Annotated in this window: 30 protein-coding genes; 27 read left to right on the plus strand and 3 right to left on the minus strand. The window is 59.4% G+C overall.

Annotated elements, in window-relative coordinates:
- Positions 1-113 precede the first annotated feature (113 nt).
- From fabD to mltG, 7 genes are all read left to right on the plus strand, one after another.
- Positions 114-1,052 (plus strand): ACP S-malonyltransferase, encoded by a 939-nt coding sequence (gene fabD, locus ACR0KG_RS06410; RefSeq protein ID WP_480546775.1) that lies wholly within the window; start codon positions 114-116, stop codon positions 1,050-1,052.
- 42 nt (positions 1,053-1,094) lie between these two features.
- Positions 1,095-1,832 carry a 3-oxoacyl-[acyl-carrier-protein] reductase gene (gene fabG, locus ACR0KG_RS06415; protein WP_480542415.1) on the plus strand — a complete coding sequence of 246 codons (738 nt, stop codon included), beginning with the start codon at positions 1,095-1,097 and terminating at the stop codon, positions 1,830-1,832.
- 210 nt (positions 1,833-2,042) lie between these two features.
- A complete protein-coding gene (locus tag ACR0KG_RS06420; RefSeq protein WP_008756330.1) occupies positions 2,043-2,276 on the plus strand; it encodes an acyl carrier protein in 234 nt (77 codons plus the stop codon).
- A gap of 139 nt (positions 2,277-2,415) precedes the next feature.
- Positions 2,416-2,955 carry a GNAT family N-acetyltransferase gene (locus ACR0KG_RS06425; protein WP_480546777.1) on the plus strand — a complete coding sequence of 180 codons (540 nt, stop codon included), beginning with the start codon at positions 2,416-2,418 and terminating at the stop codon, positions 2,953-2,955.
- 121 nt (positions 2,956-3,076) lie between these two features.
- Complete coding sequence (locus ACR0KG_RS06430; RefSeq protein ID WP_480826790.1) at positions 3,077-3,820, plus strand: 1-(5-phosphoribosyl)-5-[(5-phosphoribosylamino)methylideneamino]imidazole-4-carboxamide isomerase; 744 nt, start codon at positions 3,077-3,079, stop codon at positions 3,818-3,820.
- A gap of 123 nt (positions 3,821-3,943) precedes the next feature.
- A complete protein-coding gene (gene fabF, locus ACR0KG_RS06435) occupies positions 3,944-5,209 on the plus strand; it encodes a beta-ketoacyl-ACP synthase II (protein WP_480546779.1) in 1,266 nt (421 codons plus the stop codon).
- Positions 5,210-6,367, plus strand: coding sequence for an endolytic transglycosylase MltG (gene mltG, locus ACR0KG_RS06440; RefSeq protein ID WP_480546781.1), 1,158 nt, complete (start codon positions 5,210-5,212; stop codon positions 6,365-6,367). It abuts the gene before it with no gap.
- 49 nt (positions 6,368-6,416) lie between these two features.
- Here the strand turns inward: mltG and ACR0KG_RS06445 are convergent, their stop codons facing one another.
- Entirely contained in the window at positions 6,417-7,679 is a 1,263-nt protein-coding gene (locus tag ACR0KG_RS06445; RefSeq protein ID WP_480826792.1) for a DEAD/DEAH box helicase, read from the minus strand.
- 331 nt (positions 7,680-8,010) lie between these two features.
- A complete protein-coding gene (gene phhA / locus ACR0KG_RS06450; RefSeq protein WP_480546785.1) occupies positions 8,011-8,811 on the minus strand; it encodes a phenylalanine 4-monooxygenase in 801 nt (266 codons plus the stop codon).
- Between the two features lie 109 nt (positions 8,812-8,920).
- Between phhA and ACR0KG_RS06455 the strand changes: the two genes are divergently transcribed.
- The 19 genes from ACR0KG_RS06455 (at position 8,921) to ACR0KG_RS06545 (ending at position 24,636) form a co-directional block, all read left to right on the plus strand.
- On the plus strand, positions 8,921-9,388 hold the full coding sequence (locus ACR0KG_RS06455) for an Lrp/AsnC family transcriptional regulator (protein ID WP_480542428.1): 468 nt from the start codon (positions 8,921-8,923) through the stop codon (positions 9,386-9,388).
- Positions 9,389-9,923: 535 nt separating this feature from the next.
- Positions 9,924-11,210: a DNA-packaging protein gene (locus tag ACR0KG_RS06460; RefSeq protein WP_480827334.1), complete on the plus strand. Its 1,287-nt coding sequence runs from the start codon at positions 9,924-9,926 to the stop codon at positions 11,208-11,210.
- 76 nt (positions 11,211-11,286) lie between these two features.
- Positions 11,287-11,949, plus strand: a complete 663-nt coding sequence (locus ACR0KG_RS06465) for a hypothetical protein (protein WP_480826793.1) — start codon at positions 11,287-11,289, stop codon at positions 11,947-11,949.
- Between the two features lie 168 nt (positions 11,950-12,117).
- Positions 12,118-13,278: a phage portal protein gene (locus tag ACR0KG_RS06470; protein ID WP_480826794.1), complete on the plus strand. Its 1,161-nt coding sequence runs from the start codon at positions 12,118-12,120 to the stop codon at positions 13,276-13,278.
- Positions 13,271-13,489, plus strand: a complete 219-nt coding sequence (locus ACR0KG_RS06475; protein ID WP_480546791.1) for a GTA head formation protein, RCAP_rcc01685 family — start codon at positions 13,271-13,273, stop codon at positions 13,487-13,489. Before ACR0KG_RS06470 ends, ACR0KG_RS06475 begins: the two co-directional genes overlap by 8 nt.
- 26 nt (positions 13,490-13,515) lie before the next feature.
- Positions 13,516-14,061 (plus strand): HK97 family phage prohead protease, encoded by a 546-nt coding sequence (locus ACR0KG_RS06480; RefSeq protein WP_480546793.1) that lies wholly within the window; start codon positions 13,516-13,518, stop codon positions 14,059-14,061.
- Between the two features lie 34 nt (positions 14,062-14,095).
- Entirely contained in the window at positions 14,096-15,274 is a 1,179-nt protein-coding gene (locus tag ACR0KG_RS06485) for a phage major capsid protein (protein WP_480826795.1), read from the plus strand.
- A 175-nt stretch (positions 15,275-15,449) separates the two neighbouring features.
- Positions 15,450-16,049, plus strand: coding sequence for a head-tail connector protein (locus ACR0KG_RS06490; RefSeq protein ID WP_480826796.1), 600 nt, complete (start codon positions 15,450-15,452; stop codon positions 16,047-16,049).
- Positions 16,046-16,384 (plus strand): phage head closure protein, encoded by a 339-nt coding sequence (locus ACR0KG_RS06495; protein ID WP_480826798.1) that lies wholly within the window; start codon positions 16,046-16,048, stop codon positions 16,382-16,384. The genes ACR0KG_RS06490 and ACR0KG_RS06495 overlap by 4 nt, the downstream gene beginning before the upstream one ends.
- Positions 16,381-16,794, plus strand: coding sequence for a DUF3168 domain-containing protein (locus ACR0KG_RS06500; protein WP_480546801.1), 414 nt, complete (start codon positions 16,381-16,383; stop codon positions 16,792-16,794). Before ACR0KG_RS06495 ends, ACR0KG_RS06500 begins: the two co-directional genes overlap by 4 nt.
- 20 nt (positions 16,795-16,814) lie before the next feature.
- A complete protein-coding gene (locus tag ACR0KG_RS06505; RefSeq protein WP_480546803.1) occupies positions 16,815-17,228 on the plus strand; it encodes a phage major tail protein, TP901-1 family in 414 nt (137 codons plus the stop codon).
- 4 nt (positions 17,229-17,232) lie between these two features.
- Positions 17,233-17,553, plus strand: coding sequence for a gene transfer agent family protein (locus ACR0KG_RS06510; RefSeq protein ID WP_480546805.1), 321 nt, complete (start codon positions 17,233-17,235; stop codon positions 17,551-17,553).
- Positions 17,550-17,759, plus strand: coding sequence for a rcc01693 family protein (locus ACR0KG_RS06515; RefSeq protein WP_480546807.1), 210 nt, complete (start codon positions 17,550-17,552; stop codon positions 17,757-17,759). The genes ACR0KG_RS06510 and ACR0KG_RS06515 overlap by 4 nt, the downstream gene beginning before the upstream one ends.
- A complete protein-coding gene (locus ACR0KG_RS06520) occupies positions 17,746-18,408 on the plus strand; it encodes a phage tail tape measure protein (RefSeq protein WP_480546809.1) in 663 nt (220 codons plus the stop codon). The genes ACR0KG_RS06515 and ACR0KG_RS06520 overlap by 14 nt, the downstream gene beginning before the upstream one ends.
- Before the next feature lie 15 nt (positions 18,409-18,423).
- Positions 18,424-19,056: a phage distal tail protein, Rcc01695 family gene (locus ACR0KG_RS06525; protein ID WP_480546811.1), complete on the plus strand. Its 633-nt coding sequence runs from the start codon at positions 18,424-18,426 to the stop codon at positions 19,054-19,056.
- Positions 19,056-19,943: a DUF2163 domain-containing protein gene (locus tag ACR0KG_RS06530; RefSeq protein WP_480546813.1), complete on the plus strand. Its 888-nt coding sequence runs from the start codon at positions 19,056-19,058 to the stop codon at positions 19,941-19,943. The genes ACR0KG_RS06525 and ACR0KG_RS06530 overlap by 1 nt, the downstream gene beginning before the upstream one ends.
- On the plus strand, positions 19,943-20,386 hold the full coding sequence (locus ACR0KG_RS06535; RefSeq protein WP_480546815.1) for an NlpC/P60 family protein: 444 nt from the start codon (positions 19,943-19,945) through the stop codon (positions 20,384-20,386). Before ACR0KG_RS06530 ends, ACR0KG_RS06535 begins: the two co-directional genes overlap by 1 nt.
- Complete coding sequence (locus tag ACR0KG_RS06540) at positions 20,386-24,330, plus strand: baseplate multidomain protein megatron (RefSeq protein WP_480826799.1); 3,945 nt, start codon at positions 20,386-20,388, stop codon at positions 24,328-24,330. Before ACR0KG_RS06535 ends, ACR0KG_RS06540 begins: the two co-directional genes overlap by 1 nt.
- A gap of 9 nt (positions 24,331-24,339) precedes the next feature.
- Complete coding sequence (locus tag ACR0KG_RS06545) at positions 24,340-24,636, plus strand: DUF7742 family protein (RefSeq protein WP_480546819.1); 297 nt, start codon at positions 24,340-24,342, stop codon at positions 24,634-24,636.
- Here ACR0KG_RS06545 and ACR0KG_RS06550 read toward each other — a convergent pair.
- Complete coding sequence (locus ACR0KG_RS06550) at positions 24,617-24,955, minus strand: TraR/DksA family transcriptional regulator (RefSeq protein ID WP_480546821.1); 339 nt, start codon at positions 24,953-24,955, stop codon at positions 24,617-24,619. The genes ACR0KG_RS06545 and ACR0KG_RS06550 overlap by 20 nt on opposite strands.
- A gap of 84 nt (positions 24,956-25,039) precedes the next feature.
- Here ACR0KG_RS06550 and cysE point away from each other — a divergent pair, with 84 nt between their 5' ends.
- Positions 25,040-25,849 carry a serine O-acetyltransferase gene (gene cysE / locus ACR0KG_RS06555; RefSeq protein WP_480542464.1) on the plus strand — a complete coding sequence of 270 codons (810 nt, stop codon included), beginning with the start codon at positions 25,040-25,042 and terminating at the stop codon, positions 25,847-25,849.

Here is a 25,849-nt window from a genome sequence, read left to right on the forward strand (position 1 = left end):
TGCGTGCAAGTAACAGCTTGCGCACATACCCAGTGCCGCTGTGCACCCTACTTGTGCCGCGCCCCTTGTCAGTTTACACCCCGCCGCAACCTAACGTCATCTATGAGGTTGCAATGACACGCGCGTTCGTTTTCCCGGGGCAGGGTGCCCAGACCATCGGAATGGGCAAAGCACTGGCCGAAACCTATCCGGCCGCCCAAGCCGTTTTTGATGAGGTCGACGACGCACTGGGTGAAAAACTGAGCCATCTGATCTGGGAAGGTGACATTGCTGATCTCACTCTGACGCAGAACGCTCAACCCGCACTGATGGCCACCTCGCTGGCCGCAATGCGCGCGTTGGAGGCTGAGGGTGTCTCGGTCACCGATGCGGCCTTTGTGGCAGGGCATTCGCTGGGGGAATATTCAGCGCTGGCGGCTGCAGGTGCATTGTCGGTCGCCGATACCGCCCGCCTTTTGCGCAAGCGCGGGCAGGCGATGCAAAGTGCGGTTCCCGTCGGCGAAGGCGCGATGGCTGCAATCCTTGGTCTTGACCTGGAAGGCGTGCGTGCCGTGGCTGAAGAGGCCGCACAGGGTGACGTTTGTCAGGCGGCCAATGACAACGATCCGACCCAGGTTGTTGTGTCCGGCGCAAAGGCCGCCGTCGAACGTGCGGCAGAGATTGCCAAAGAAAAGGGTGCAAAACGTGCGATTTTGTTGCCTGTAAGTGCTCCATTTCACTGTGCGCTGATGCAACCTGCTGCAGATGTAATGGCAGAGGCCCTAGCGGCGGTTGAGATCAAAGCTCCGGCAGTGCCTCTGGTCGCCAATGTGCGCGCCGAGGCGGTCTCGGACCCTGATCTGATCCGGCAGTTGCTGGTCGAACAGGTCACCGGTTCCGTGCGCTGGCGTGAAAGCGTGCAGTATATGGCAGCGCAAGGGGTGACCGAAACCTGGGAGATCGGCGCAGGCAAGGCGCTGTCAGGCATGGTGCGCAAGATCAACCGCGACATAGTCGGCAAGGCGGTTGGCACACCTGACGATGTCCAAAAGGCCATTGGCGCCGAATCGTAAGCATAGAATGCGCCCGCAAGGGCGCCTCATGAAGGAAACAGAATGTTTGATTTGACTGGTAAGAATGCGCTGATCACTGGCGCGTCAGGCGGGATCGGAGGCTACATTGCGCGCGCGCTGCATGGTGCGGGGGCCACGGTTGGCCTGTCCGGCACACGGGTAGAGCCGTTGAAAGCGCTGGCAGATGAGCTGGGCGAGCGTGCACATGTTCTGCCTTGCAACTTGAGTGACCCCGAGTCCGTAGAGGCCCTGCCGAAACAGGCAGCCGAGGCCATGGGATCGGTGGATATTCTGGTCAACAACGCTGGGATCACCCGGGACAATCTGTTTATGCGTATGTCCGATGAGGAATGGCAGAGCGTCATCGACGTGAACATGACCTCGACCATGAAACTGTGCAAAGGCGTTATCCGGGGCATGATGAAGGCGCGGTGGGGCCGGATCGTGAATGTCTCGTCCGTCGTGGCTGCGATCGGCAATCCGGGGCAAGCCAACTATGCAGCGTCGAAGGCCGGAATGATCGGCTTTTCCAAGGCCTTGGCGCATGAAGTTGCAACGCGCGGTATTACTGTAAACGCGGTGGCGCCGGGGTTTATCACCACGGCCATGACCGAGAAGCTGACCGAGGAGCAGAAAAAGGGGCTGCTGCTCAAGGTTCCGGCTGGTCGGATGGGCGATCCCGAGGAAATCGCGGCGGCGGTTCTTTACCTAGCCAGCCCCGAAGCAGGTTATGTCACGGGAAGCACCTTGCATGTGAATGGCGGTATGGCCATGTTGTGAGCGCATAACAGGACAGGCGCGAAAGCGTTTGCCTTGTGCGCCGACTATGTTATAGGCGGCGCATCTATGCAGAGGCCGGTTGTTCAGATCGGCCTTCTACTTTCCCGGTGCACCGGGACCCAAACCGCCCGGAATGGGCAAACTAAGGCCAGCCTGAGCGGGCAAGGGCAGAACCGGGCAAACCGCCCTGAATAGGAATGAGGAATAGACATGAGCGACGTCGCAGATCGCGTTAAAAAGATCGTTGTTGAGCACCTGGGTGTTGAAGAGGACAAAGTTGCGGAAAACGCGTCCTTCATCGACGATCTGGGCGCAGACAGCCTGGACACTGTTGAACTGGTTATGGCCTTCGAAGAAGAGTTCGGCATCGAGATCCCTGATGACGCAGCCGAGACCATTCAGACCTTCGGCGACGCGGTCAAATTCATCAGCGAAGCGTCCTAAGCGTTTCATTTCTGATCAAAAGCGGCGCTTCCGGGCAACGGAGGCGCCGTATTTTATTGTCTGCCAGCAATTCTGTCTTGCGCCAGTGCCATTCGCTGATCACTGTTTCCACTGAGGCATAATTCCAAGTGGGCAGGCTATGATAAGATCCACTCCTATGATCAATACAGCGCGGCTGACATTGTGTGCGATGCGGCCTGAGGATTTTGAGCGCTTTGCCGAAATCTGGCGTGATCCCTGTGTGGTCGAACATATCGGCGGCTCGCCGCGCTCACGTGGGGAATCTTGGGATTCGTTTTTACGAAACGCCGGGCATTGGCAGATGGCTGGCTTTGGCCAGTGGGGCATTCTGCAGCAATCGAATCGTAAGCTGATTGGTCAGGCCGGGTTTTTCTATGGAAATCGCGGGCTCGGTGAGGATTTCGATGCCTGTCCCGAAGCAGGTTGGGTTTTGGCCACCGAGGCCCAAGGGCAGGGATTGGGATATGAGGCGGCTTTGGCCGCACATGACTGGTTTGACAGGATTATGCCGGGCCCGTTGGTGGCCATGGTGAATGCCGCCAATGAGTCCTCGCAGAAGCTGGCTAAGAAGCTTGGATATGTGCGGATGCGCGCGGCGCAGTTCAACGGCGCCGATGTTCATCTGCTGCGCCGCAACGGCCCTCCTGCGCGGGCGTAAATACGCCGAAAACCACTGATGCCGCAAATCGACCAAACTTTGCCGATCCCGGTCGAACCGGCGCGGTTCCTGCCTTTATGCTACACTGTGTTTTAGAGCGATTGGGCGAAGGAGCGTGCTCATGAGGATTTACCCCACTATGGAATTGCAGAACGGCCGGTGTGTGACACTGGACAAGGGCCGTCTGGATGAGGCGATGATCTGGCATGTGAATCCGGTTGAAACGGCACGCGGCTGGTCAACAGCGGGTGCTGAGTGGATGCATCTGACGGATTTCGATGCGATCGAAGGGCGCGATACCAATTTCGACCTGGTCGAAGAATTGATCCGTACCGCAGAGATGCCGGTGCAACTGGCCGGTGGCATGCGAAACCGCGAGCAGGTTGAAAACTGGATCGACAAAGGGGCCGGTCGGATCGTTATCGGAACCCTAGCAGCCCGGGACCCGAACCTTGTCAAGGAACTGGCGAAGCTTTATCCGGACCAGATCGTTCTGGCGGTGGATGTCTGGAAAGGGTTCGTCATGACCGAAGGGTGGCGCAGCCAAAGTGCATTCACGCCTGAGGCGTTCATCGACGCGTTTGATGGCACACCTTTTGCCGCCATTCTCGTCACCGATATTGACAGCGATGTGGAAAATGTCGAGGCGCAGCTTGGATTAATCTCTGGGCTGGCGCAGCATTCTCGGACACCGGTCATTGCCAGTGGGGTTGTACGCACGGCCGACGATATCTCGCGCCTTAGCTATATACCTAACATCGCGGGGGCCTTGGTGGGCCGCGCATTGTTCCGCAAGACCGTGGATCTGTCCGATGTGCTTGACGTTGCCGCCTCGGCGCGGGAACCCGTCGCGCAGTTTCAGTAGTACCGCAAAGATTGACAGCAAGGCGGTAAGTCGCTTGCGCCGATTATCGCCTTGCTCTTGCCCCCGGACCCCGGGCCGGGGTATGAGCGTTTCTCATAACAGCAAGCAGGCAAGAGGCACTACATGCGCAGAGTCGTCGTAACCGGTCTGGGATTGGTCACTCCTTTGGCCAGCGGGGTCGAAGAAACCTGGTCGCGCCTGTTGGACGGTGAGTCCGGCGCAGGCCCCATCACGTTGTTTGATGCCGAAGCAAGCGGTGTCACCACGACATATGCATGCGAAGTTCCCCGTGGCGACGGAACAAACGGCACATTCAATCCTGACGATTGGATGCCGCCGAAAGAACAGCGCAAGATCGAGGATTTTATCCTGTATTCCATCGCTGCAGCCGAAATGGCGTGCAAGGATGCAGGCTGGACCCCGGAAGGTGAGGAAGATCGCCTGCGGACTGGGGTTCTGATTGGGTCCGGAATTGGTGGTCTGGGCTCGATTGCCGAAACCGCCAATCTGATCCGTGACAAGGGACCGCGCCGCGTGTCGCCTTTCTTTATTCCGGGTGCTCTGATCAACCTGGCTTCGGGGCAGGTATCGATCCGGTTTGGGTTCAAGGGGCCGAACCATTCCGTTGTGACAGCCTGTTCGACCGGGGCTCATGCAATTGGTGATGCCAGCCGGATCATTCGCGCAGGGGATGCGGATGTGATGATCGCAGGCGGCGGCGAAGGCTGTATCTGTGAGATCGGAATTGCGGGTTTTAACGCGTGCAAAGCGCTGTCGACCAAATATGCCGACGATCCGAAGAAAGCCAGCCGCCCTTATGACATCGACCGCGACGGATTTGTCATGGGCGAAGGATCGGGCATCGTGGTGCTGGAAGACTATGAACACGCCAAGGCGCGCGGTGCCAAGATTTATGCCGAGGTGCTGGGCTATGGCATGTCGGGTGACGCCTATCACATCACAGCACCGTCCGAGGATGGAGACGGTGCCGAGCGTTCGATGAAGGCCGCGCTACGCAGCGCAGGTCTTGAGCCGAAGGATTTGGACTATATAAACGCACATGGCACCTCGACCATGGCGGACACAATCGAACTGGGCGCGGTTGAGCGGCTATTGGGTGAGCATGCCGCGAATGCCACGATGACCTCGACTAAATCGGCCACAGGGCACCTGTTGGGCGCTGCAGGCGCGATTGAGGCGATCTTCTCGATCCTGGCGATCCGGGATCAGGTGGCCCCGCCGACGATCAACCTGGACAACCCTGCGGTTGAAACCGCGATTGATCTGGCACCGAATGCCAAGCGTGAGCGTGAGATCAATGTAGCCCTGTCGAACTCGTTCGGGTTTGGCGGCACCAATGCCAGCGTGATCTTCGGGAAAGTCAGTTAAATGTGGCGGGCCATTGCATCAAACGCGCTGACCATTCTGGTGGTCGGCCTGTTTCTGATGGGCGGTCTGATCCTGTGGGGCCAGAGCCAGTATAAGGCCGAAGGCCCGTTAGAAACTGCGATCTGTCTGCAGGTTGCAGGCGGATCGAACATGACCCGCGTCAGCCGTGAGCTAGAGGATCAGGGCGCCATCAGCAGTGCCACGATCTTTCGTATGGCGGCGGATTACACCGACCGGTCGCAACAGTTGAAGGCTGGTAGCTTTCTGGTGCGCGAAGGTGCGTCGATGGAGGAGATCATCGACGAAATCACCAGCAGCGGCGCCAGCACCTGTGGGTCTGAGATAGAATACCGGATCGGTGTGACCCGTGCCCAGACGCGGGTGCGTGAACTGAATCCGGCAACGCTGGATTTCGACGAAATCGCGTCATTTGATGCTGCGGAAGAAGAAACGCCTGAGGCTTACACTGAGAAACGTGGCGAAGCGGATACTCGCTATCGTGTGTCGCTGGCCGAGGGTGTGACCTCGTGGCAGGTGGTCGAGGCATTGAAGGGTTTTGAAGCGCTGAGCGGTGAGGTGACTGAAATTCCTGCCGAAGGATCGTTGGCGCCGGACAGCTATGATGTTGACGCCGGGCAGGACCGGAACGAAATCCTTAAGGCGATGCAAGACAAGCAACAGCTGCGTATCAATGCAGCCTGGGAGAGCCGTCAGGATGGTCTGCCGCTGCAAAGCCCCGAAGAGATGCTGATCCTAGCGTCGATCATCGAGAAGGAAACCGGCGTCGCCGGTGAACGCGGGCAGGTGGCGAGCGTGTTTGTAAACCGTTTGAATCAGGGCATGAGGCTGCAAACGGACCCGACTGTGATCTATGGTGTCACCAAGGGGCAGGGGACGTTGGGACGTGGGCTGCGTCGCAGCGAATTGAACCGCCCAACGCCGTGGAACACTTATCAGATTGATGGTTTGCCACCTACACCGATTGCGAACCCCGGTCAGGCGAGCCTTGAGGCAGCCGTGTCCCCGGACAACACGGATTTCATTTTCTTTGTTGCCGATGGAACAGGTGGTCATGCCTTTGCTGAGACGTTGCAAGAACATAACCGCAATGTCGCCAAATGGCGCGAGATTGAGGCCGAGCGGAATTCGGGCAACTAAACTAAGAAGAAAAAACAGCGCCGATTAGGGCGCTGTTTTTTTGTCTCGATCAAGCTGCCGGTTTGCGGCGGGGGCGCCGACGCTTGGATTGCGAAGGCTTTGACGTCCCGTTTGCTGGTTTCGGCTTGAAGCTGCGGCGTCTGTTGCCTTGTCGCCGACCGGGGCGTTCCATTTGGACGGCCTCGGGCATCTCACCGCTGGCGACGGGGATGTCGATTTTCATGAGCTTCTGAATCTGGCGCAGCAGGTCAACCTCTTCCGGGGAACAGAAGGCAATAGCCTCGCCTTCGCGTCCGGCGCGGGCGGTGCGCCCGATGCGATGGACATAGTTGTCGGGTACCTCGGGCAAGTCGTAGTTGATAACATAAGCCACGCCGGGAATGTCGATCCCGCGTGCGGCCACATCCGTTGCGACGAGCACCGTAATTTCACCAGCGCGGAAGGCCTTGATCGCGCGATCTCGTTGCCCCTGACTTTTGTTGCCATGGATCGAGGCCGCGTTGTAGCCATCTGCGACAAGGCCTTTCATCAGCTTCTCGGCCCCGTGTTTGGTGCGCGAGAAGACGAGCGTCAGCGCATCAGTATCCTGCGACAGGATTTCACGCAGCTTTCGGGGCTTTTCCGGCTTGCTGACGAAATGGACCGATTGGGTGATCTTGTCTGCGGCCTTGCCCGGAGGCGACACCTGCACACGCTGCGGGTTGGTCAGATACGCTCGGCTAAGCTCTTCCATCTGCTTGGGCATGGTGGCCGAGAACAGCATGGTCTGGCGCGGAGTGCCCAGAGCAGGCGCGATCTTGCGTAGTGCGTGGATAAAGCCCAAGTCCAGCATTTGGTCGGCCTCGTCCAGTACCAGATGGCGCACAGCGCCAAGATCTACGGCCCCACGCTCCATCAGGTCGATCAGACGACCGGGGGTCGCCACCAGAATGTCTGTGCCGCGAGCCAGAAAGGCGATCTGTTTGTTGATCGATTGGCCGCCCACAACAGTGGCGACGCGCAGCTTTGTCTTTCTGGTCAGATTGCGCAGGCTGTCGGCGATCTGGTTTACCAGCTCGCGCGTCGGGGCAAGGATCAGGGCCTTGGCGGTTTTGGGGTCGGGCTTGCCCGGTTGGGCCAAGAGTTGATTGATCAAAGGCAGGCCAAACGCCAGCGTTTTGCCGGTTCCCGTTTGAGCCAGGCCGAGGATGTCATGCCCGTTCAGGGCCAATGGAATGGCCTGATTCTGGATCGGGGTCGGTTCAGAAAAGTTTGCGCGTTTCAGCGCGTCGTTCAGCGCGGGCGCCAGGCCCAGCATATCGAAGTCGAACAATGTCTATCCTTTTTTGGCCCCGGGCCACATTGGCAGGAGCGCAATTGAAACAGGTCGCGCGGCAACCGCGCAACCGGCAGGGGTTTTGCGTGACCTCGGGATATACAGGCGCACCCTGTACTATCTGGCCGTCGCATCAAGAACCCTGCGTGAAGGGGAACTGGAGAAGTGTTTGTAGGGCGCTGTGAGGCGGGTGAGGCCCGCCTGTGCTCACGCATCAGCGCTGTTTGAGGGGCACATGCGGTGTCGAGAGAGGATTGTCAAGCCATGAACCATGCGAACTACCGGCCAGTGGCCGTTTGACCGCAGGTGACAAATCGATTTTGATGCTTCATTCGGCAGCCGTGGCCTTTGGTGGGAACTTGTTTGGTAACAGGCCCAACGAACGCGCCTGATGCACATCGGCAAGGAGATCACGTTCTGCAGCGGCGAAGAGTTCTTCGGGATCGTCCAAAACGAAATATCCCATCTGATGCATGTCAATTCGATATGGTGTGCGCAGAATAGTCAGAACATCAAACGGATCGCGGTCGGGAACATCACTGGACACAGAATAAATCAGTTCGGTTGGCGAGGATGCAAGACCAGATCCGAGCGCTTTGATTTGCCCGTTCTGGCGGCGCAAGCCAAACTCGATCGAGAACCAGTAGAGGCGGATCAACCAAATGTAGTCGGAGGCATCTGCCCGTGTTCCGGCCGCTCCGATTGCGTGACTGAACGCTGCAAAGCGCGGGTCGCTGAGAAGGGGAGTGTGTCCGAAGATTTCGTGAAAGATATCTGGTTCTTCGATGTAGTCGAAATCTTCGCGAGAGCGGATGAAAGACGCGGCAGGAAAGACCTTGTTAGCCAACATTCCAAAGAACTCTTTGAAACCGATCAAGGCCGGAACGGGTTGAACCTGCCAGCCGGTCAAGTCGAGCAGTCGGTCCGAGACGTCTGCACATGAGGGGACTTTGGTTTTGGGAAGGTTCAAACGGTCCAAACCATCCAGATATTCCCGGGCCATGAAGCTGCGAATGTTCGGTTCTTGAGCGGCATAGAGATCGGCCCAGACAGCGTCTTCTTCTGCGGAATAGTCAATGTGACCCTGCGCATCGGCGCATTTTGCAGTGTACTTGGTTGATTTGGGCATCTCGGGCATCCTCCTACAACGAGTCTAGAGGTGTCGTGCCAAGAAAAATCTTTGAAATTCGTGGAAATCTCGCCAGAATTGAGATGAACAATTCAGAAGAGAGCCAAAAGTGAAAGAAACACTTCAGTCCTCGGACATTTCAATCCTGCGGGAGCTGCAGGTCAGTGGCCGTCTGTCGATGCAGGAATTGGCGGAACGAACCAGCCTGTCCGCGTCGCAATGCTGGCGGCGGGTTCGTGATCTTGAAGCTGCGGGTGTCGTATCGGGGTATCGCGCGCAAGTTACAGCCAAGGCGGTGGGTCTGAACGCGATTGCTTATATACATGTTGCCTTGCAGGATCATCAGGAAGACAGCATCTCCTCGTTCCTGCGCCTGGTTGAATCAGAGCCGCAGATCGTTGAGTGCGCTTCGATTACAGGGGATCATGATTTCATTCTCAAGGTTTACGCGAAGACGCCCGAAGATCTGGAGCATTTTATCATGCAGCGGCTTTTGAAATCAGGGCTGGTACGCGACACGCGCAGCAACTTTGTTTTGCGTCAGACCAAAACGCGTGGGCCTCTACCGATCTTGTAAGTCTAAATCTTAAGAAAAATTAACAATTTCCGTGCGTTAGGTGTTGCGGGCCGTTGCGTGCAACATTGACTTTGCGCGCGGTATCGCGTATTAGTTGTGTCATGCTAGAAGAAGTGGGCAACGGCCCCGGGGCGACCCGGCGGCCGTTTTTCGTTTCTGTCGTGCGGAGAAAACTCACGCATGAGGTCACAAGCAAACATGACGTTAATTACCCCGGAAGAGCGGATCTCCCAAACGGCCGATTTGTTGCGGTCGCTTGAGGCGTCCATTCGCAGTTTGCGGCAAGCGGCGGAAGACCTGCGCAAGCAAATTGGGGCCGGGGAGGATGCAGATCTTGCTGGTTCAGCCAAGCAACTCGGGCAGTTAGAGGGGCTGATCCGCAGTTGCCAGAAAGTGGAGACAAGCTTTGTCGAACAACATCACAGACAAGCCGGAATTGCCCAAGGGGGCTACGCGCTCGACCTTGATCGGGCACGATCTGAGATCGGGTGCAGGCTGGCTCGCCTCCGCGCCTGCTGCGGTGCAGGACAGATTTCTGAGTGAGATCGGGGAGGGGGGGCTGTGTGCCCTCCCTTTCCTGTTCGAGTTCTGGGCGTTGCCGCATCAGTTGCCGCCCGAGGGCGACTGGCGATCCTGGGTGATCATGGGCGGGCGCGGTGCGGGTAAGACGCGCGCGGGATCCGAATGGGTGCGGTCGATGGTTGAGGGGTCAAAGCCTCTGGACAAGGGAGAAGCTTGTCGTGTGGCTTTGGTCGGTGAGACCTACGATCAGGTGCGCGATGTGATGATCTTTGGTGATAGTGGGATATTGCAGTGCTCACCGCCGGATCGGCGGCCCACGTGGAAGGCATCGGAGCGCAAGCTGATCTGGCCCAACGGGGCCGAAGCGCAGGCGTTTTCGGCGCATGATCCCGAGGGGCTGCGCGGCCCGCAGTTTGATGCGGCTTGGGTAGATGAACTGGCCAAGTGGAAGAAAGCCAGTGAGACTTGGGATATGCTGCAATTTGCGTTGCGTTTGGGGGATCAACCGCGCGTTTGTGTGACCACCACGCCGCGCAATGTGAAGGTTTTGAAGGATTTGCTGGCGTCTCCGTCCACCCTACAAACGCACGCGCCGACCGAGGCGAACCGGGCCAATCTGGCCAGGTCGTTTCTGGACGAGGTACGCGCGCGCTATGCGGGTACGCGGCTGGGGCGGCAGGAGTTGGACGGGGTGCTGCTGTCGGATGCCGAAGGCGCGCTGTGGACCAGGTCGATGCTCGAGGCGGCGCGCTGTGCGCGGGTGCCTGCGTTGGACCGCATCGTCGTGGCGCTGGACCCGGCGGTGACTGCGGGGGCGGATGCGGATGCCTGCGGGATCGTGGTCGTGGGGGCTCAGGTACAGGGGCCGCCCGAGGATTGGCGCGCCTATGTGCTGGCCGACCGGACGGTGCAGGGTGTTGGCCCGGCGGGCTGGGCGCAGGCGGCGATTGACGCGATGGATGAATTCGGGGCCGAACGGCTGGTGGCTGAGGTCAATCAGGGCGGACAACTGGTGGAAGAGGTTGTGCGGCAGGTGGACCCTCTGGTCCCTTATCGCGCGGTGAGGGCCTCACGCGGCAAGGTCGCGCGGGCCGAGCCTGTGGCGGCTTTATACGAGCAAGGGCGGGTGAGCCATGTGGCCGGGCTGGACGCGCTGGAGGAGCAGATGTGCCAGATGACCGCGCGCGGGTTCGAGGGGCAGGGCTCACCCGACCGGGTCGACGCGCTGGTCTGGGCGCTGCATGAGTTGGTGGTGGGGCCTGCGGGGGTGTATCGGAGGCCGAGGGTGCGGAGTTTGTGAAACGCTACTTATTTGAAGTATGGTTTCTGATGCGCCTTACACCGATTCTAACTGGTTTCAGGGGCTTGCGCGCTGTATGGCCAATCATATGTCATTTGTTACCGTTACAACTCTCCGTTCGCCTGATTTAGAAGAAATCCTTGGTCCAAAAGAACGCTTGCTTTGGTCAGGTCGCCCGGGCTTTGGCTTGAAGTTTTTTCAAGCTGTAGGCGAAGAACGGAAGTTGCAAATATTTGTTCTAGTGGCACTTGTTGCGCTTTGGGCAACGCTACCATTTATCGATGCTGACCCAGAGGCACGCTTCGGTCGATTTAAGGCTTTGTTTGTGTATGGTATTGCAACGTTGGCCTTGCTTTCTTTTTCCGCCTACCTCGCCTCTCAGCGCCAGTTCGTTTTGAGCAATCTAATCTACTACGTTACCGATACACGTGTAATCATCTGTCGTTTGGGAAGAAACTGGAGGCTTAGCACCCGGCTATTTGTCGTTTCGTGCGAACATTCAAAAACATTTCCATACGAGGTTCTACCTACCCGGCCTTATCCGTCCCTAAGGGTAGGAACCCTGCTTTCAGAACAACAGGTTCAATTCCTAGGGTTTGGTTTGTCGCATCCAGGTCATCCGGAACGGTTTGATCGTGGTGTTCAACCGATTTTCCTGGACTATCTGGCAAACTCAGAACAGTTGCTTGTGATGATAAGGTCTTGTGCAGAAGATCGGAAGGCGGCTAACGACGCCTGATCTCCAAGGTCATTTCTGTTAGAGGGCCGTTGGAATTTAAAGGGTTTGTTGCTCGTCCTGTTAGCACCGTTGCCCATCCCCCGTACGCCCTATTCCCAAGCCCTAAACTTCTTTCCGTCATAACTCCTTTCAACAAGCCGGGCAGAGCGGCGGCAGAAAGGAGCACAGATGGTATTCGATTTCTTGCGTCGTGGATCGGCTGGCGAGGCGCCCGAGGCGAAGGCGAGCGCAGCGGGGCCTGTGGTGGCGTGGCAGACGGGCGGGCGCGTGGCGTGGAGCCCTCGGGATGCGGTGTCGCTGACACGGACAGGGTTCTCGGGGAACCCGGTGGGGTTTCGCTCGGTCAAGCTGATTGCCGAGGCGGCGGCGGCTCTGCCGTTGGTGTTGCAGGATCAGGCGCAGCGGTTCGATACCCATCCGATCCTGTCGTTGATGCGTCGTCCGAATGCGGCGCAGGGGCGGGCGGAGTTGATGGAGGCTTTGTTCGGGCAGTTGCTGCTGTCGGGAAATGCTTATGTTGAGGCGGTTCAGGCCGAGGAAGGCCTACCGGTTGAGCTGCATGTCTTGCGCTCGGACCGGATGAGCGTGGTGCCGGGGGCGGATGGCTGGCCCAAGGCGTATGATTACGCGGTGGGCGGTAATAAGCACCGGTTTGCGGCGGAAAATATCTGTCATATCAAGTCGTTTCACCCTCAGGATGATCACTATGGGTTCTCGCCGATGCAGGCGGCAGCGATGGCGATTGACGTGCATAACAGCGCGTCTCGGTGGTCGAAATCGCTGCTGGACAATGCGGCGCGGCCTTCGGGGGCGCTGGTCTGGAAAGGTGATGGCCATGGGGTGATGGCCGAAGATCAGTTCCGGCGTCTGTCAGACGAGATCGAGCAGAACTATCGCGGGGCGCGCAATGCAGGCCGTCCGATGGTTCTGGAAGGGGGGCTGGATTGGAAGCCGATGGGGTTCTCTCCGTCCGATATGGAGTTTCAAAAGACCAAGGAAGCCGCCGCCCGCGAGATCGCGCTGGCCTTCGGCGTCCCGCCGATGCTGCTGGGGATACAAGGCGACGCGACCTATTCGAACTATCAGGAGGCCAACCGGGCGTTCTATCGCCTGACTGTTCTGCCTCTGGTGACGCGGGTGGCGGCGGCGGTGTCGGACTGGCTGGCGGGCTTTACCGGCGAGGAACTGGTGCTGAAGCCCGATCTGGATCAGGTCCCGGCTCTGTCGGCGGAACGGGATGCGCAATGGGCGCGGGTCAATGGGGCCGATTTCCTGAGTGATGCCGAGAAGCGCGCGTTGTTGGGGCTGCCGGAGCGAGCGGATGGCTGATCCGTATCCTCCGTTCGAATGTGCGCCGGGCCTGCGGCTGGCCGCGCATGAGCGGGTGGCCGAGATCCAGCATGCGCATCTGTGCAGGCGGCTGGACCAGATTGAAGAGATGATGGAGCGGCTGGAGAAACGGTTGTGGTTGACCGTTTATGGCGTGGCGGCGGTGATCCTGGCGCAAGCCTTTCAGTCTCTTTTGGTGGTAACGCCTTGATTTCAGTTAGTTACATGGAGAAGTTCATGGATTTGGAACATAAATTCGCGCGGTTTGGAGATGGTTTGTCGGTATCCGAGGATGCTGTGATCGAAGGCTATGCCAGCCTGTTTGGTCAGGTCGATCAGGGTAGCGATGTGGTGCAGCGCGGCGCGTATCGCGGTTCGCTGGCTGGGCTGACCAAGCTGGGCCAACGGGTCAAGATGTTGTGGCAGCACGATCCGGCGCAGCCTATCGGTGTTTGGGATGAGGTCCGTGAAGACGACAAGGGCCTGTGGGTCAAGGGCCGTCTGCTGGAAAGCACGCAGAAGGGCCGAGAGGCGGCCGAGCTGATCCGGGCGGGGGCCATGGATGGCCTGTCGATCGGCTATCGCACCAAGCGGGCCGTGAAGAATGATAAGGGCCAGCGGGTCCTGACCGAACTGGAGCTGTGGGAGGTGTCACTAGTGACATTCCCAATGCTGCCCAGTGCGCGGGTGGCGGCCAAGGGGGTAGATCCTGAGGCCGAGAACACCTGGCGCAGTATTGCCGAGGTGTTTGACCATGCCCGGCAGGAGCTGGCGCGGACCTAGCGCGCCTCAAACCCACTCAGAACAGGACAAGCTGATGAGCAAGACCGAGACCCCGGCCTTGACCGGAGAGGGTGCGCCCCTGGTTCAGGAGGTGAAGCAGGCGATGGCTGGCTTCGTGAATGAATTCAAGGGCCTGAAGGCTGAAGTGAAAACCAAATTGCAACAGACAGAAGAGCGACTGACCATGCTGGATCGTAAATCAACCATCGCGGCGCGCCCGCATCTTGCGGCCTCGAACGAGGACGGTGCCCCGCATCAGAAAGCTTTTGATGCTTACGTGCGTTCGGGCGAGGATGACGGGCTGCGCGGGCTGGAGATCGAGGCCAAATCGCTGTCGACCGCTGTGAACAGCGAAGGCGGGTACCTGGTTGATCCGCAGACTGCGGAGGCGATCAAGTCGGTTCTGAATTCAACCGCGTCGATCCGTTCGATTGCTTCGGTTGTGAATGTCGAGGCGAACTCGTTTGACGTGCTGATCGACCATACGGATGTGGGCGCGGGTTGGGCCGATGAGAATTCGGCCACGGCAGAAACCGGCACCCCGTCGATTGACCGTATCTCGATCCCGCTGCACGAGCTGAGCGCGTTGCCCAAGGCCTCGCAGCGCTTGCTGGATGACAGTGCGTTTGATGTCGAAGGCTGGCTGGCCGGTCGTATTGCGGACAAATTCGCCCGCGCCGAAGCGGCGGCGTTTATCAATGGCGATGGTGTAGACAAGCCCAAGGGGCTGATGATCCACCGCGCGGTGCCGGATGATGGCTGGTCCTGGGGCAGCCTTGGTTACGTCGCCACTGGTATCGATGGTGGTATCGACGCGGATGCGATTGTCGATGTGGTCTATGCGCTGGGCGCACAGTACCGCGTCAACGGCACCTTCGTGATGAATTCGAAAACCGCTGGCCTGATCCGCAAGCTGAAAGACAGCGATGGCCGCTTCCTGTGGTCGGATGGCCTGGCTGCGGGTGAGCCTGCGCGCCTGATGGGCTATCCGGTTCTGATCGCCGAGGACATGCCGGATGCCGCCTCGGACAGCTTCTCGATCGCGTTTGGCGATTTCCAGGCTGGATACACCATTGCCGAGCGTCCCGATCTGCGCGTGCTGCGTGATCCGTTCAGCGCGAAGCCGCATGTCCTGTTCTACGCAACCAAGCGTGTGGGTGGTGATGTCAGCGACTTTGCCGCGATCAAGCTGCTGAAATTCGGCACCGCCTGAGCGGTGACGGATCCGGGGGGCCGGGCGACCGGTCCTTCGGGCGGCGGGTACGGGCCGGGGTGAGATCCCCCGCGTTGTCTAGCTGCTCCCCTCCGTCCGAGCAACGTGGGGCGGCGCGTGCCCGTCATTTTCAAGACTACGGCCCCGGAGGGGTCCGAGATTGCGGAGTGAATGGATGATGTTGATCGAAGAGACCGCTATCGCGGATGCGACGCTGCCGGTGGATCAGTTCAAAGCGCATTTGCGGATGGGCACGGGGTTTGCCGAGCGCGATGTGCAGGACGAGGTGCTGAAAGGGTTCCTGCGTGCGGCCATTGCGGCAATCGAGGCCAGAACTGGCAAAGTGCTGATCGAGCGCGCCTTTTTTTGGAGCCTGAGCTGTTGGCGCGACCCGGCGGGCGAAGTGCTGCCCGTGGCCCCGGTTTCAGCAATTGATGCGGTCACAATGACAGATGCGACCGGAATGGACACTGATCTTGATGCCGGCATCTATCGGTTGGAGCGTGATAGTCAGCGCCCCCGATTGCGGCCTGCGGCAACGTCTTTGCCAAATGTTCCAACGGGTGGATCGGTGAAGATTGCCTTAACTGCCGGTATGGCTGCAGGTTGGGATAGCCTGCCTGCCGATCTGGGGCAGGCGGTGCTGCTGCTAGCAGCGCATTACTACGAATACCGCGATGAGACGTCGCTTAGCGATGGGTGTATGCCCTTTGGGGTGACCAGCCTGATACAGCGGTACCGTATGGTGCGTTTTGGTTCGGGAATGGCGCAATGACAGCGCCTCGTCTGAACCGCAAGCTGGTGCTGGAAACGCCGGATCGTTCGGCCGATGGTGCGGGCGGGTTCGTTGAGACCTGGGCGGTGCTGGGCACGATTTGGGCAGAGGTTACGGCGCGCAGCGGGTCCGAGCGGGCCATCGCAGGGGTGCCGGTATCACGGGTGGGCTATCGCATTGTGGTGCGGGGCGCGCCCGAGGGATCGTCGATGAGGCCAACACCGGATCAGCGTTTTGTCGAAGGCACGCGGCGTTTCGTAATCCGCGCTGTCGCGGATCGCGATCCGCGCGGTCAGTATCTGACCTGTTTCGCAGATGAAGAGGTGGCGGCATGAGCTATGGCGTAGCAGCCGCGTTGCAGGCGGCGGTGTTTCAGCGGCTTTCAGCTGACGCTGATGTCAGCGCGCAATCTGGTGGCGCAATCTTTGATGCGGTGCCGACTGGGCCGGTTCCAACCACCTATGTGACGCTGGGCCCGGAAGAGGTCCGCGAAGCGTCGGACAGGTCCGGCGCAGGTGCGCTGCATCGGTTCACGATCTCGGTTGTGTCCGAGGCCGCAGGATTTGGCGCCGCAAAATCACTGGCCGGTGCCGTGTGTGACGCGCTGGACGGCGTGGGGCTGAGTTTGGATCGGGGCCGCCTAGTGGGGCTTTGGTTCGAACGCGCCAGCGCCCGGCGCACCGGAACCGGCGGTGCAATCCGCCAGATCGACCTGAGATTCCGCGCCCGCGTGGAAGACGACTAAGCAATCAACGGAGAGAGCACATGGCTGCCCAGAACGGAAAAGACCTTTTGGTCAAAGTTGATATGAACGGCACGGGCCTGTTCGAAACCATCGCTGGCCTGCGCGCCACGCGGATCAGTTTCAACGCCGAAAGCGTGGATGTGACCACCCTGGAGAGCCAGGGAGGCTGGCGCGAGCTGCTATCAGGGGCAGGAGTCAAATCGGCCGCGATCTCGGGCTCGGGCGTATTCAAGGACGAAGGCACCGACGAGCGCGCGCGGCAGTTGTTCTTTGATGGCGAGACACCGGGCTTTCAGGTGATCATCCCCGATTTCGGCATTGTCGAGGGGCCGTTTCAGGTGACCGGCATTGAATATGCGGGCTCGCACAATGGCGAGGCGACCTATGAGATGAGCTTGGCAAGCGCCGGTGCGCTGACCTTTACCGCGCTGTAATCCGATGGCCAATCCGTGGACGGGCGAGGTGGCATTGACCATCGATGGGGAGCGGCGGGTACTCAAGCTAACGTTGGGTGCTTTGGCGGAATTGGAACAGGAACTGGATACCGGGTCATTGGTTGAGCTGGTCCAGCGGTTCGAAGGTGGCGGCTATTCCAGCAACGATGTGCTTGCGCTGATCGTGGCGGGACTGCGGGGCGGCGGGGCGGATGTGTCCCGTACTGACGTGATGCATGCGGAGATCGAAGGGGGCCCTTTGGCCGGTGCAAGGGCTGCGGCTGAGTTGCTGGCGCGGGCCTTCATGGTGCCGGGTGGCGCATGAGCGGGTTCGACTGGCCTGCTTTGATGCGGGCCGGGTTCCTCGGGCTGCGCCTAACGCCGGATCAGTTCTGGCGTCTGACCCCGGCCGAGTTGCGGCTGCTGCTGGGGCAGAGTGCCGGAATACCGGCGATGAACCGGGCCGGGCTGGATGCGCTGTTGGCAGCATATCCGGACACAGAACAAGGAGAGCGTGATGACGGATCGTGATGGGTTTGACGACCTGCAGGAGCGGGGCGAGGCGCTGGGCGACTCGTTAAGTGATGCGGCCAGCATGGCGGCGGCTTTTGACAGTCAGATGAAGCGGATCGGCGCTGCGTTTGAGGAAACGGGAAAGGATGTCGCCACGCTGGAGCGGGGAATGTCCAGTGGGCTGCGCAAAGCCTTCGACGGTGTGGTGCTGGATGGGAAGAGCCTGTCTGATGCGCTGGACGTTCTGAAGAACTCGCTGATCCAGACGGCCTATTCGGCTGCGATCAAGCCGGTAACGGATCACTTTGGTGGGCTGTTGTCCGGTACGGTTGGTGGTCTTGTGCAGGGTCTTCTGCCGTTTGCCGATGGCGGCAGTTTCAGCCAAGGGCGCGTGATGCCCTTTGCCAATGGCGGTGTGATCAGCGGCCCCACAACCTTTCCGATGCGCGGCGGCACCGGCCTGATGGGCGAGGCGGGCCCCGAGGCGATCATGCCATTGGCACGCGGGGCGGATGGAAAACTGGGGGTTCGCAGTTCGGGCGGCGGGGGTGCGGTCAACGTCGTCATGAACATCTCAACACCCGATGTTCAAGGGTTCCGCCGCAGCCAGGGCCAGATCGCAGCACAGATGAGCCGTGCTTTGGGGCGCGGCAATCGCAACAGATAAAACCGGGAGCAGGTCATGAATTTTCACGAGGTCAGATTTCCGGCCAGCCTGAGTTTTGGCTCGGTCGGCGGTCCCGAGCGGCGCACGGATATCGTGACGCTGGCCAACGGGTTCGAAGAACGCAACACCCCTTGGGCCCATTCGCGCCGTCGCTATGACGCGGGGCTCGGGATGCGGTCGCTGGACGATATTGAGACGCTGATTTCATTCTTCGAGGCGCGGCAGGGGCAGATGTTCGGTTTCCGCTGGAAGGATTGGTCTGATTTCAAATCGGGTCTGGCTTCGGCCGATGTGGAACGTGGGGATCAGGTCATAGCGCTGGGCGATGGTGTGCGCACTGAATTTCAGCTGGTCAAGACCTACACATCGGGCGGTGTCAGCTATGTGCGCCCGATTACCAAGCCAGCGTTGGGCACGGTGGTCTTGGGGCTAGATCAGGATGAAATCCGAGAAGGCGTAGATTTTGAGGTTGATCTGACCACAGGCGCAGTCGTGTTCGCGGATCCGCCGCCTGAAGGTGTCGAGATTACAGCCGGGTACGAGTTCGACGTGCCAGTGCGGTTCGATACCGACAAGATTCAGACCAGTGTTGCCAGCTTTCAGGCCGGTGACGCGCCAAGTGTTCCAGTGGTCGAGGTGCGTGTCTGATGGCCGGGGATGTTCAGGGGCTGCACGCCCATCTTCAGACCGGTCTGACCACTGTATGCCGTTGTTGGGCGATCACGCGCGCGGATGGGCAGGAATATGGCTTTACGGATCACGACCGGGAACTGGAATTCGAAGGCGTGACCTTCAAGGCCAGTACCGGCCTGACCGCTGCGGCGATTGAACAGGCCACCGGGCTGTCGATTGATAACACCGAAGCAATGGGCGCGCTGTCTGACGCCGCCGTGCGCGAGGAAGATATCGAAGCGGGCCGGTTCGATGGCGCAAAGGTGCGGGCTTGGTTGGTCAACTGGGCCGATCTGGATCAGCGTATCCTGCAGTTTCGCGGATCGATTGGAGAGCTGCGCCGCTCGGGCGGTGCATTTCACGCCGAGCTGCGCGGGCTGACCGATCTGCTGAACCGTCCGCTTGGGCGTATCTATCAGAAACCCTGTACTGCAGTTCTGGGCGACAAGGTGTGCCAGTTCGACACAAATGCCGAAGGGTTCTCGGTCGAGGCTGAGATCGTGGCGTTTGACGGTAGCACATTGATCCATGTGGACGGTGGTGAAAACGCGGCTGCGGCTTGGTTTGAGCGGGGTCGTCTGGACGTGCTGTCCGGCTCGGCCAGCGGGCTTTGGTCTTCGATCAAAGCGGATCACAGGGATGATGGCGGGCGCAAGGTCACCTTGTGGTCCGGTATTGGCGGAGGGCTGTCGGTTGGCGACCGGGTTCGGCTGACCGCAGGCTGCGACAAGCGCATGTCGACCTGTCGAGAAAAGTTTAACAATCTGTTGAATTTTCAGGGTTTCCCCGATCTTCCGGGTGAAGATTGGATGATGGCGGTGCCTAAGAAAACCAATCCGAACAACGGGGGGAGCAGACGGTGATGCCACGCAGACAGGATATCGTGGACGAGGCGCGCAGTTGGCTCGGCACTCCTTACGTCCATCAGGCTTCGACCAAGGGGGCAGGCACGGATTGCCTGGGTCTGCTGCGCGGCGTTTGGCGCGCGCAAATCGGTCACGAACCCGAAGAAGTGCCCATTTATACGATGGATTGGTCCGAACCTCAGGGCGAGGAGCGAATGTGGGCCGCTGCGCAACGTCATTTGATCGAAAAGCCAAGCGCGGATCTTTCGGCGGGTGATGTCGTTTTGTTTCGCATGCGCGACAGCGGCATCGCCAAGCATTTGGGGATTGTGACCAGCATCGGTGCAGTCCCGCGTTTTGTGCATGCCTATAGCGGGCACGGCGTTGTCGAAAACGCCCTGAGCGAGCCGTGGCGCCGCCGGATTGTGGCTTGTTTTGAATTCCCGTTGGAGGTCCGCTGATGGCGACGATAGTTCTTTCTGCAGCCGGTGCTGCACTGGGTGGATCAATCGGTGGCACGATTGCTGGCCTGTCGACCGCCATTATCGGTCGCGCGGTGGGTGCGACCATCGGGCGGGTAATTGACCAGCGTCTTCTCAGCCAATCCGTGATGGGCGGCGGCAGTGACGTTGTCGAAACCGGGCGGATGGACCGGTTCCGTCTGACAGAGACGGGCGAAGGCGCGCCGGTGTCGACGGTATTTGGGCGGATGCGGGTCGGAGGGCAGGTGATCTGGGCCTCGGACTTCCTAGAAACGCGCAGTGAGACCACCGAAGGCGGAGGCGGCAAAGGCAAGCCGAAGACTCCCAAGGTGACGACTGTTACCTACAGCTACTCCATCTCGCTGGCGATTGCCGTTGGCTCGGGTCAGATCGCGGATGTTGGCCGCGTCTGGGCCGATGGGGAAGAACAGGAACTGAGCAGCCTGAACATGCGCATCTATCATGGGTCGGATGATCAACTGCCGGATCCGCTGATCGAATCCATCGAAGGTGCGGGCCAGGTTCCGGGCTATCGTGGTACGGCTTACGTCGTGATCGAAGACTTCCAACTGGGGAACTTCGGGAACCGTGTTCCGCAGTTTTCCTTCGAAGTTGTGCGCCCGCCGCAAGTGGATTTGCCGGACCGTGAATCCTCGGTGCAGGAGTTGGTGCGCGGCGTCGCCATGATGCCGGGATCAGGTGAATACGCCCTGGCCAGCTCGCAGGTAAACTATGCGCTTGGTTACGGCAAAAGTGCACCGGCCAATGCCAGTTCCGCCTCGGGCTGGACGGATTTGGTAACATCGGTCCGCGCCTTGTCGTGGGAACTGCCGCAATGCGGTGCAACTTCGTTGATCGTGTCTTGGTTCGGCAATGATCTGCGCTGCGGGTCCTGTGATATCCGCCCCAAGGTTGAACGTCGCGACGCAGATGGGCAGGGGATGCCGTGGAACGTATCCGGGCTTTCACGCAGTCAGGCGCAGCTGGTAGCGCACGAGGATGATCGCCCGATCTATGGCGGGACACCTACGGATGCGTCGGTGGTCGAGGCGATCCGGCATCTGAAGCTATGGGGCAAGCGGGTCATGTTCTACCCGTTCATCCTGATGGAGCAGTTGGCTGGCAACGGGTTGCCTGACCCTTGGTCGGATGCAACAGATCAGCCGCATCTGCCATGGCGTGGGCGGATAACGCTCAGCGAGGCCCCTGGGCGCGCCGGTTCACCCGATGGCACTGCTATTGCCGACGCGCAGGTCGCTGCGTTCTTCGGGACTGCAAAGGCCAGCGACTTTGTCATCGGTAATGGCACTGTCAGCTATACGGGCCCGCAGGAATGGGGGCTGAACCGGTTCATTCTGCATTATGCGGCCTTGTGTAAGGCTGCGGGCGGGGTCAGTTCGTTTTGCATCTCATCCGAGATGCGCGGCTTGACTCAAATACGTGGGGCCACTGGTTTTCCAGCGGTTGCACGGCTGCGGGCGTTGGCAGCCGAGGCGCGCAGCATTCTGGGCCCAGATACCAAAATCGGATATGCGGCGGATTGGAGCGAGTATTTCGGTTATCTACCGCCCGGTACCACTGACCGACTGTTCCACCTCGACCCATTGTGGGCCGATGAAAATATCGATTTCATCGGTATCGACAATTACATGCCCCTGTCCGATTGGCGCGATGGTGAGGATCATCTGGATGCCGAGGCAGGCGCGCCCTCGATCTATGATCTGGACTATTTGCGCCGCAATATCGAAGGCGGTGAAGGGTATGACTGGTACTATGCCTCACCCGAGGAAGCAGAGGCGCAGATCCGTGCTCCGATAGAAGATGGCGAGTATGACGAGCCTTGGATCTGGCGCTACAAAGACCTGCGGAACTGGTGGTTGAACACCCACCACGACCGGATAGGCGGCGTGCGACAGACCAATCCAACGGATTGGATACCAGGGTCCAAGCCGATCTGGTTCACGGAACTGGGCTGTGCGGCCATCGACAAGGGCACCAATCAGCCAAACAAGTTTCTGGATCCCAAATCGTCTGAATCTCGGCTGCCTGCCTATTCCAACGGCATGCGGGATGATTTCATTCAGGTTCAGTATCTGAGGGCGATGCTGAGCTATTGGGGTGATCCGCAGATCAACCCGACCTCAACGGTCTATGGCGGTCCGATGGTGGATATGTCCAACGCCTATGTCTGGGCCTGGGATGCGCGGCCGTTTCCGGCTTTCCCCAACCAGGGCGCGAAATGGAGCGACGGTGGCAACTATGCGCGCGGTCACTGGCTGAATGGGCGGTCAGGCGCACGCACGCTGGCCTCGGTCGTGACTGAAATCTGCTATGGCGCCGGGGTGACTGATATCGATGTTTCGGGCCTCTATGGCGTTGTGCGCGGCTATGTCATCGAAGACGTGACCAATGCGCGCTCCGCCTTGCAACCACTTATGCTGCGCTATGGGTTCGACGCCATCGAACGTGACGGCGTGTTGCGGTTTCAGATGCGGGATGGCTATGGCGCGGTCGATCTAAACCCAGATCTTCTGGCGGTCAGCCCTGATCTGGATGGCACAGTCGAATACCGCCGCGAGGCCGAAGCCGAGATGACCGGGCGCGTGCGCCTGCGCTTTGTCCAGTCCGATGCGGACCACGATTTCGTCGCCGAAGAGGCTGTGTTGCCCGATGTCAGTACCCATTCCGTTTCGGTCAATGAGATGCCCCTGTCGATGACGCGCGGTGAGGGAAGGCAAACAGCAGAACGCTGGCTCAGCGAGGCGCGCGTGTCGCGCGACAGCACCCGGTTTGCGCTGCCCCCGTCTATGCTGCATCTGGGGGCCGGGGATGTCGTGCGCCTGTCGGGTGAGGCCAAAGGTGCGCTCTATCGGATTGACCGGATGGAGACGGCAGAACTGCAACTTGCAGACGCAATTCGGGTTGAGCCTGGGGTCTATAAACTGTCGGATATCGAAGAAGATCCTATCTCGGTAAAGCCCTATCTAGCGCCTGTTCCGGTACTGCCGGTCTTTATGGATTTGCCGTTGATCACAGGGGCGGAGGTGCCGCATGCGCCTTATCTGGCTGTTTCGGCTGATCCATGGCCGGGCAACGCGGTGGTCTATAGTTCGACGACGGATCAGGGCTATACGCTCAGCGATGTGATCACCGCACCTGCGACCATTGGCCGAACCGAAACGCCACTGCTGCGCGCCAGCACTGGGCTTTGGGACGATGGCCCGATCCTTCGGGTCAGGTTGATTGAGGGTCAGCTGGAATCGCAACCGCGCGAGGCGCTGTTGAACGGGTTGAACCTTGCGGCCATTGGCGATGGAACAACCGGCAATTGGGAAGTGTTTCAGTTTTCGAATGCGATGCTGGAAAGCCCCGGTGTCTACGCGCTGTCAGGGCGACTGCGCGGGCAGTTAGGGACGGATGCCCTGATGCCCGATGCCTGGCCAGACGGATCGGTTTTTGTGCTGCTGAACGCCAGTGTCTCGCAGATCAACCTGCTGCGGACTGAGCGGCGGATAGACAAGCACTATCGCATCGGACCCGCGACCCGAGGGTATGACGATCCATCTTATACGCATCTGGTGCAGGCATTTGAGGGCAATGGGCTTCGACCGTATGCGCCGGCACATCTGACGGCAAGGGCAGTTACCGATGGTTATGCAGTCAGCTGGGTGCGTCGCACCCGTGTAGATGGCGATGACTGGTCCGGTCTGGATGTACCGCTCGGTGAAGAAGCGGAAGCGTATCTGTTGCGGGCATGGTCCGGCTCAACGGTTCTGCGCGAAGAGGTGGTGACCCAACCAAGCTGGGCCTACACAGCCGCGATGCAGGTGGCAGATGGGGTATCCGGTCCGTTTGACGTAGAAGTCGCTCAGGTTTCCGCCATCTACGGACCGGGTGCTTCGGCCCGTGTGATGGTCGGGTAGGCCGTTCCGATGCGATCTTTGTTTCATGGGGACCTTAGCGCTGCGGCACGCGCCTTGTTGGCGGTGCCGCAGTCTCAGCGAAAGAGCCTGTGTTTGAAGATGATCGCAGAGGCGGAACTGGCCGACGCGCATGTCAGAGCCTCCGGTCGCTTGCATCCGCTGTATGGCAATGGCTCGCTGATTGCGGCCGCGCGAAAGCGAAAACTGGTGGGCGAGCCCGGCTTTGACGACGTGAACTATTGCCAATGTTTTGAATTGGTTCTGCGTCAACTGGTCCGCTTTCACCTTAGCCAGAGGCGCAGCTGACGCATTTGCTGGCCGCAAGGTCCAGTTTTAGACGGCCATCGGGAATTCGGTCGCCGCAATCCTCGCAATATCCATATTCGCCGTCTTCCAAACGTTGCAACGCCGCTTTGAGGCGGTGCGTTTCGATACTCCGGTTCGTTTGCTGCGCTTTGGCCATCGCCTGATTTTGCAAGGCATCCATGCGGCTGAGGCGTCCCACGGCCTGTTGATCTAATTCGACCACAGCCTGCGACTGCTCAGCGGAGGCAGATAGCGCCGTAAGCTCCTCTAAACGGGCGCGGATCAGGGTGTCGAAATCGCTTCGTTCTGTTTCATTCATTTTTGTTGATGACCCGATCACGGGTTTGCGTTTGGTGTTTTTGTCACTAAATGGCATTCTAGGCGCAGCAGAGGATCAAAAGCCATGTTTGAAAAGCGCAGCCATGTAACGCCGGTAGATCCGGTTTGGACCCGCATCACCTCAGAGGCGACTGAGGCTGTGGAAAAAGAGCCACTGATGGGTGGGCTCGTCCATGCTTGTGTCCTGCATCACCGCAGTCTTGAGCGAGCTTTGTCTTATCGTATCTCGGCCAAACTGTGTTCGAACGAGATGTCGATGATGGTGCTGCGCGAGATCGTGGATGAGGCTTATGCCGATGATCCGTCTCTGCTTGAGGCCGCGCGGGCCGACCTGATGGCGGTTTATGAACGTGATCCGGCCTGCCACCGGCTGTTGCAGCCAATTCTGTACTTCAAAGGCTATCAGGCGATGCAGGCCTATCGCGTGGCGCATTGGCTGTGGCGGAAAGGGCGGCACGATCTGGCGTATTTCTTCCAGATGCGCTCGTCCGAGATATTCGGGATCGATATTCACCCTGCCGCCAAAATCGGCAAAGGGATCATGATCGACCACGCGCATTCCATCGTTATCGGTGAGACTGCGATTGTTGGCGACAATGTCTCGATGTTGCATTCGGTCACGCTGGGTGGGACCGGCAAGGAAGAGGAGCAGCGCCATCCCAAGATTGGTGATGGCGTTCTGATCGGTGCCGGGGCCAAGGTTCTGGGTAATATCGAGGTCGGACATTGCAGCCGCATTGCTGCCGGGTCTGTGGTTCTGCAGCCTGTTCCATCCTGCAAAACCGTTGCTGGCATACCTGCCAAGATCGTAGGCGAGGCTGGTTGTGATCAACCTTCGATCTCGATGGATCACATGCTCGGCAAAGATCAGTAG

It is taken from the genome of Ruegeria sp. H4 (assembly GCF_056533065.1).